The 7,901-nt window shown below is 33.8% G+C and carries 2 protein-coding genes; both read left to right on the forward strand.

Annotated features, from left to right (window positions below):
• The first annotated feature begins 324 nt into the window (after window positions 1-324).
• Window positions 325-3,948 carry a LamG domain-containing protein gene (locus tag ABYI63_RS13750; protein WP_372757045.1) on the forward strand — a complete coding sequence of 1,208 codons (3,624 nt, stop codon included), beginning with the start codon at window positions 325-327 and terminating at the stop codon, window positions 3,946-3,948.
• 318 nt (window positions 3,949-4,266) lie between these two features.
• Window positions 4,267-7,901: LamG domain-containing protein (locus ABYI63_RS13755; RefSeq protein ID WP_372757047.1), on the forward strand; the 3,635-nt coding region annotated here is incomplete at its 3' end.

A 7,901-nucleotide genomic window follows, 5' to 3' on the forward strand; every position in this document is an offset into this window, starting at 1 on the left:
CATTTTTAAAGATTAATAGGATAAAGTGTTTTTTAACGATAAAATTAATCGTTTAAACGGATTTTATCTTGCATTAGTCATATTTTTAATTTAATATTGTTTTTGGATTTGAATAATACAAGTAATTGTTTGTGTAGACAATTTCGTGAACTTCCCTCAGGTTTAAATTCATCAACGTTTATACACATTAAGTTTAAAAAGGTGTGTTTCATCTATTTCTTTACAGAAGAGATAACTTTTTGTAGAGTAATTTGATGTTACAACGATTAAAATAGGTAACTAGTTGAATATAAGTTAATTTAGCCGTACCCAAATCTATTTAAAATGAAAACAGTTTACTTTAAAGGTATAACCATCGTGTTATTGCTATTATTCTCTCAAGTAATAGGCGGTCAAACATGTAGTGGTGTGCCATATAATTCTCCAGGTTCTCCTTCTAGTTGTACCTATACGTTTACGTCTTCAGGATGGGTTAACGCTTCAGGTTCCCCAATAGCAGCACCTACAACCAACAATTCTTCCGAATCTATATGTATTCGTGCAAATAATACTAATAATTTTTCTTTAATAAAAGGTACATTTTATGTAGCGCCAGGTGTTACATATTCAGGTAGTATTAATGGTTTTAATAATGGTTCGAAATTGATAATAGAAGGAACCATGAGTTTACCTACGAGTACATCTTTTAGCTCAACTGAAATATATATCGAGTCCACTGGCACGTTTACATACCCAGCTTCTTTCGCACCGAGTGGTTCTACAACGGTTAAAAATAAGGGCGTTGTTACTATCATGGGGGCATTGAGTACTTCGGGTTCGGCTCTAATTGTTAATTATCAAAGTGCCAGAATTAATATAAAAGGTGATGCGTCTATAAACAGTCCAATAAAAAATTGTGGTATTCTTGATATATTCGGATCTATTTCTGGTACGGGAGGAAGTGGGCTTGAAAATTATTGTTCTGTTTATGCGAGAGGCAATATAAGTTTTAATTCCGATTTTACTAATAATGGTTTAATAATTCTTGATGGTAACCTTACCGTAAATAGTTCTACATTGTTTAATTATGGTACATTGGTTGCTACTAATTTAGTTCTTACTAATGATAAAATTGTTGGTAACAATAATAGCTCTTTATTAATTGTTAGGCAAAATGCGCAACTTTTAAATGGCGCAAGTATAACAGGTAATTTGTTTTACGATGTAGATGATGGTGGCGGATTCGATTCGGTTTGTGCTAGTTGTACACAAGATGTAGATATTGTTACTAGTATTGTGATTCCATCTACTAATGAGGAAATTTTAGCCAATTGCGGTGCCGATATTATTGTTAACCCATATCTTGAAGAATCTAAATTGGATTTTGATGGGATAGACGACTATGTAACAACCCCAAGTTTTATAAATGGATTAAGCAATGTAACTATTATGGCCTGGGTATTATCAGATACCGGAAATACTGCTAATATGACCATTGCTGGCGAAGATGTTGGCTGCCGATTATGGCTTCAAAATGGAAATAAGCCTTCGTTTACCATCAAAACAGCGGCAGTAGCAGCGCAAACCATAAATGCCCCTTCTGTTATCAAGCATAATGAATGGCATCATATTACAGGAACTTTTTCGGGTGCTACCGGAATTATGACTTTGTATATTGATGGCGTGTTTTCAACCAGTTTATACGTTGGTGCCATGGGCTCTCCAATAACTAATACAGCTGCTTCCAATGGTAATTTTTCTATTGGAAGAAGGTCATCCGGAACGGGTAGTGAATATTTTAAAGGCGATTTGGATGAAGTTAGGGTGTTTAATACCGTACTTACTGCTAGCCAGATTCAGCGTATGGTTTACCAGGAAATTGAAAATAACTCAGGTGTTGTAAAAGGTAAAGTAATTAACAAGAATATTGTGGATGCTACAACTAATGCTTCCGTTGCATGGTCTAGTTTGTTAGCCTATTATCCGTTAAGCAATATTATTTCATTTTCTAGAACTAAAGATTTTTCATCTAATAACAGAATTACTAAGGTTAAAAATGTCACCTCTTTTCAGGATGAAACGGCCCCATTGCCATATGTTACTAAGGCAGGTGGCGCATGGACTAGCCAAAGTACCTGGCTGAATGGTGATGTTTGGGATATTGAAGATATTACAAACATGAAGGAATGGAGTATTGTGAAAATTCTAAATGAGGTTACAGCTAGTAATACCGTTAAAACATTGGGACTTATAATAGATACTAATGGGAAGTTAACCATTAATGGTGATAATTTAGTAAGTAATAGCTGGTATTTGGAATTGAATGGTACTTTGGATTTATTGGGCGATTCGCAATTAATACAAACTACAACAAGCGACTTGGTTACGTCGGCAGTTGGTAAAATTTTACGTCGTCAAGAAGGCACATCAAATGCGTATAGTTATAATTATTGGTCGTCGCCAGTTGGTTTGCCAGCGGCTGGCGGATTAATAAATAATAACGCAGCTACTAACAATACTAATAACACTTCTTTTAAATTAAACACATTAAAAGATCAGTTTGGTGCTACCATGCAGTTCACTACTTCTTATAATCAAGTTAATAGGATAAGTACATCTTGGTTATATACTTTTAAGAATGGTAGAACTTACTACGACTGGGCCTATTTAAGCCCGAGTCAATCACTGTCACCAGGTGTTGGTTATACCCAAAAAGGTACAGGTAATGGAGGTACAGAACAACAATATATCTTTGAAGGTAAGCCAAATAATGGAACAATATTAATAAATGTAACCGATACGGGCGGGCCAGGTTCGGTAACCAACGTATCTAAAACGGAATATTTGTTAGGTAACCCATATCCTTCTGCTTTAGATATTCATAAGTTTATTGATGATAATGTAGATGTAATTAAGGGTCCTTTATTGCTATGGCAACAATGGGCTGGTAATTCACATAATTTGAATGAATACCAGGGCGGTTATGCGCATGTAAACAAAACGGGAGCTTGTAGAGCTTATCAATTTGTTGGACGCTCTGGCGATAATAACGGTTCGCAAGACGGAACAATAATTCCAACGCGTTATTTGCCAGTTGGGCAAGGCTTTATTGTTGAAATTAAAGAAAGTGGTATGGTTAAGTTTAATAACAGCCAGCGTGTATTCATTAAGGAGTCGGATGCGGATGGTGGTTATGAAAATGGATCTGCATTTTTTAAATCTTCAAATACAAAATCGAAAATTAATGAAGAGACCGAGCAAGTACAGGTATCAAATCCTATGCAAAAAATAAGACTGGAGTTTAATTCGGTGGCAGGTGCTACTATTAGAAAAGAGTTGCTCCTCGGGTTTAGTGAAATAACCACCGATGGTTATGATGATGGCTATGATGCTGAAAATTATGAGGTAAAAAATAATGATTTAAACCTTAGCTTGGAGGGTCAAAATATGAGTATACAAGCATATGGCCCAATTGCAAAGGATAAGGTTATTCCCTTAAATTTTATATCTTCAGGTAATAATACCTTTGAAATAGAAGCTACCGCGTTTGAGTATTTTGACGAAAACCAAAGTGTCTATTTAAAAGATAATTTCACCGATACTTATTTCGATTTAAGGCAAGATGTAGCCTACAGGTTTACAACTACACAAGGCAAATTTAACAGCAGATTTGAAATTGTTTTTCAATCCAAAGAAGAACGTTTAAGTGCTGAAGAAAGCCAATTTACAGAAAATATAATTTATTATCATAATGATTCAAATACCTTGTATGCTAAAAAACTGAGTACGGATTTAATTAAATTATCTGTTGTAAATATGCGTGGACAAATAGTACAAGAGTTTAAAAATCTATCGCAGGATGAATTAAACAATGGTCTGGAATTAGCTAATGTGTTATCTGGAGCTTATGTAGTCTGGTTTAAAACACAATCGGGTCAGGTGGGAAGCAGAAAGTTTTTGGTAGATTAATAAGTTAAAGTTAGTAATGATAGTTTACTTTTATTTCCGCTTTTTAAATCACTTTAATTATTGCTGTAATCAATTTCTTTTGAAAATTTCAAACACAAATAATAATCCTACAAAAATTAACGTAATAACGAATAAAAATGCTTTTTAACGAGTAAAAATTATAAAATCCTTTGTGAATTCATAATAATATTATAATATTGCCTTAATAATCCATTACTAGAGCTGTTTATTGGTCTCTCGAAGATTACTACCCCCAAGGTGTCTTCAAAAATAATAATCTTTTTCTCTCAAAGAAGGGATACTATAAAGTCTTAACCTATGAAAGTAAATTGCGCGAGTTCGTGTTATGGTGTTTTTCTATTGTTCGTTTTGTTTTTAACAACTGGTCTACACGCCCAATATTGTACCCCAAATAATATTGGAAATTTTAATACCAATTATATCTCCAAGGTAAGTTTTGGAAGTATTAACAAGAGTAGTTCTGGCACTACCGGAGGTTATAGTAATTATACAAATACATCATCAACAGATATTCAAGCAGGAGAAACTATTAATGGTACTATTGAAGTTACTTTAGATGGTTGGAATCGTAATGAAAACACTATTGCGGTTTGGATGAATTTTAATAATTCAGATCAAGATTTTGATGATAGTGGCGAGCAATTTCTTTTTACATTTAAAGACAATAAAAATAAATCGGATTTAAAAACCGTTGAGGTATCAATAAGTATTCCAGTACCAGAAACTGCATTAGCTGGGGCATCCGTAATGCGTATTGCGTTTAGAACAGGTGTTTCAACCGACTTCACATCCTGTGATTTTAAATACCAGTCAGGAGAATTAGAGGACTACAAAATTAATATTCTTTCAGATTATAGTTCAATTGGGGGTGGAAATGAGTATCCTATGTTTTGTACACCAACGAATATTGGGTCATTTAATATTAACTACATTTCAAAGGTTAGTTTAGGGTCCATAAATAATAGTAGTTCGGGAACAACAGGTGGTTATACTTATTTTTCTTCATTAGAAAGTGCTAATGTTACTGTTGGTAAAACGCTTGAAGGCACTGTTAGTGTTACCTTAAATGGATGGAATACAAGTAAAAATACGGTTGTTGTATGGATGAATTTTAATGAAGATGTAGATGATGATTTTGAAGATAGTAATGAACAATTTTTGTTTACTTTTCAAGATAAAACAAACCCATCTGGAAATAAAATAGTAGAAGTACCTATAAGTATTCCAATTCCGGAATCGGCAGGTTTAAGAAAATCGGTCATAAGAATTGCTATAAGAACAGGTAATAAAACCAATTTTACGTCCTGTGATTTTAATTATGAGGCAGGAGAAATAGAAGATTATAAAATTGAATATACATCTGAAACAACCGATTTGCCAATAGCGGACGTGCCTACAAACGCCATGTTAAGGTTTAATGGAAAGGACAACTACCTTACTGGATCTTCCATGATAGATGGGTTAAGTGAAGTTACCATAATGGCTTGGGTTAAATCCGATGAAGGTAATACTTCGAGTATGACCATTGTAGGCGAGGATGTAGCGTGTAAATTATGGTTGAAAAATGGAAACATACCAATGTTTAGCATTAGTACAGATAAGAATAGTACTAAATCGGCAGGCGATTGTTCCAATTGTACCATTAATTATAATGAATGGCATCATTTGGCAGGAAGCTTTTCTAGCGAAAAAGGAATATTAAAATTGTATTTAGATGGTGTTTTAATAGATTCTTATAGTACTAAAAAAGATAATAAAATTAGTGTAAGTTCTAATGCTAATAAAACCTTTGAAATTGGGAGGTATTCTAATAAAAATAAAGATGAAGACTATTTCAAGGGTGATATTGATGAGGTGAGAGTGTTTGATATAGCGTTAACCGATAGTCAAATTCAGCAAATGGTTTGTCAAGAAATTGAAAATAATGAAGGCTATTTAAAGGGAAAAGTACTTGAAAAGGATATTTTGGATACAGAAACAAAAGATAAAATTTCGTGGGATAATCTTTTGGCTTATTATCCAATGACTGGGATAAGCAGCAATATAATAACTGATTACTCTTCAAATGATTATAATTTAACCTATACAAAAATAAGCACCATACTAGAGCAAACTGCTCCTATGCCTTACGTTACAGGTTCTGATGGGGGGTTGGAAAGTAAAGAAACTTGGTTACATGGTGAAGTTTGGTCTATTGAAGAGGCTTTAAATCAAACGGATAATGGCATCTTAAGAATTTCAAATAACGTTACTATTAATGAATCTTTAAAAACTTTGGCGTTAATTGTTGATGAAGACAAAACCCTTACCGTAAATGGTGATAATGAATTGCTAAATACGTGGTATTTAGAGTTAAATGGAACTATAGATTTAAAAAATGATTCGCAATTAGTACAAACCAATACTAGTGATTTAGTAACATCAGAATCAGGACAATTATTAAGACGTCAGGAAGGCACATCAAACGTCTTTTGGTATAATTACTGGTCTTCTCCCGTAGGTATAAAAGGAAAAACGAATTTAATTGATAACAATACGGCTGTTAATAATATTAATAATTCATCGTACACTCTAAACATGTTAAAAGATGAATCGGGTGTAAATATGCAATTTACTTCTGCATATAACCAGGCAGGGAAGATAAGTACGTATTGGCTATATGCTTTTAAAAATGGTGTAACCTATTGGGATTGGACATCGGTAAAATCAAACACGCAACTAGAGCCAGGTGTTGGCTATACTCAAAAGGGTACTGGCAATGCGGGTTTACAACAACAATATATTTTTCAGGGTAAACCAAATAATGGTACTATAGTGGTAAAAGTGACAGACAAAGGAGGTCCGGGCTCGGTGGCCAATAAATCTAAAACAGAATATTTATTAGGAAATCCGTATCCATCTGCATTGGACATATATCAGTTTATTGATGATAATAAGGATGTGATAGGTGGTACCATCCAATTATGGCAACAATGGGGAGGTACTTCTCATAACCTGAGTGAATACCAGGGCGGATACGCTCAAGTAAATAAACTAGGAGCTATTAGAGCCTCGCAGTTTTCAGGAATTTATGGAGCTACAACAGGTTCTGTTAATGGTACGCTTCCACCTGAAAGATATTTTCCTGTAGGTCAAGGCTTTATTGTAGAGGTTATAGCAAGTGGCGACGTTGTGTTTAAGAATAGTCAGCGTGCCTTTGTAAAGGAAACAGATGCTTTGGGTATAATTGACGGTGTTACTTCCATTTTAAAATCTAGTGGAAAACAGTCAAAAAGTACCACAGACACTACTGGTAGCCAAACTGGCGATATTCAAAAAATAAGATTGGAATTTAATACAGTTAGTGGTCCTGCCACTAAAAGAGAATTACTTTTAGGCTTTAGTGAAACCACCACGGATGGATACGATTATGGATACGATGCCGAAAATTTTGAGGAAAATAATAATGATTTTAACTTAAGTTTAGATGGTAAAAACATGTATATGCAAGCCTATGGTCCTATATCGAGCGATAAGGTGGTGCCTCTAAATTTTAAATCTTCTGGAAGTAACACTTTTGAAATTAAAGCAACGGAATTTACAAATTTTGATGAATCACAAACAGTGTACTTAAAAGATAATTTAACCGATACCTATTTTGATTTAAAACAAAATACCTCTTATAAGTTTTCTTCTACCATAGGTAAATTTAATACCAGGTTTGAAATTGTGTTCCAATCAAAACAGGAAAGTTTAAGTACTCAGGAAGAATTAATCTCAGAGCATCTTATATACTATCATAACGATTCAAAGATGCTGTTTGGTAAAAAGTTGAATACGGATATAGATAAAATATCTATAGTGGATATGCGCGGACAAATAGTGCAAGAATTTAATAATATTTCAGAACAGACCTTAACCAGTGGTTTAAGAATAAACAGTGTGGCCACCGG

The organism is Mariniflexile sp. (genome assembly GCF_041583155.1).
Classification (GTDB): Bacteria; Bacteroidota; Bacteroidia; order Flavobacteriales; family Flavobacteriaceae; genus Mariniflexile.